General features: G+C 62.2%; 1 protein-coding gene. It reads right to left on the reverse strand.

Translation table 11 applies throughout. From position 1 onward, the window contains the following. Positions 1 to 122 precede the first annotated feature (122 nt). The coding region (locus tag M8006_RS17845; protein WP_250084578.1) for an RHS repeat domain-containing protein at positions 123 to 373 on the reverse strand (251 nt) is incomplete at its 5' end.

Here is a 373-nt window from a genome sequence, read left to right on the forward strand (position 1 = left end):
GGTACGTCTTCGAAACATTGCCCACGCTCAACGACGACGAGCTCACCACGCTGCTGCCCTGGCACTGGAAGGACACATTACCCGGCTGAGCGACGCCTGCCCAGATGTGGTTAATGGCTCGCTTACTCCAGTTCTACCAGCCGCCCAAGAGAGTCCACATGGTGGTGCCAGTAGAGTCCGTCAGGAAGCTGGGTGGCGATGCGTCGGCCCATCTCGTCGTGCTGGGTGCGGGTGATCTCGTTTAGCGCATTGGTGACGCTGGCCAGGTAGCCGTGGCGGTCATAGCTATAAGTTGTGCGCTGCTGGGAGCAGTCGATCTGGGCGGTGATCTGGCCCAGGGCGTTGTACGCCCGCTGGTGGGTCGCGCCACCTG

This window comes from Halomonas llamarensis, assembly GCF_023555005.1.
Classification (GTDB): Bacteria; Pseudomonadota; Gammaproteobacteria; order Pseudomonadales; family Halomonadaceae; genus Vreelandella; species Vreelandella llamarensis.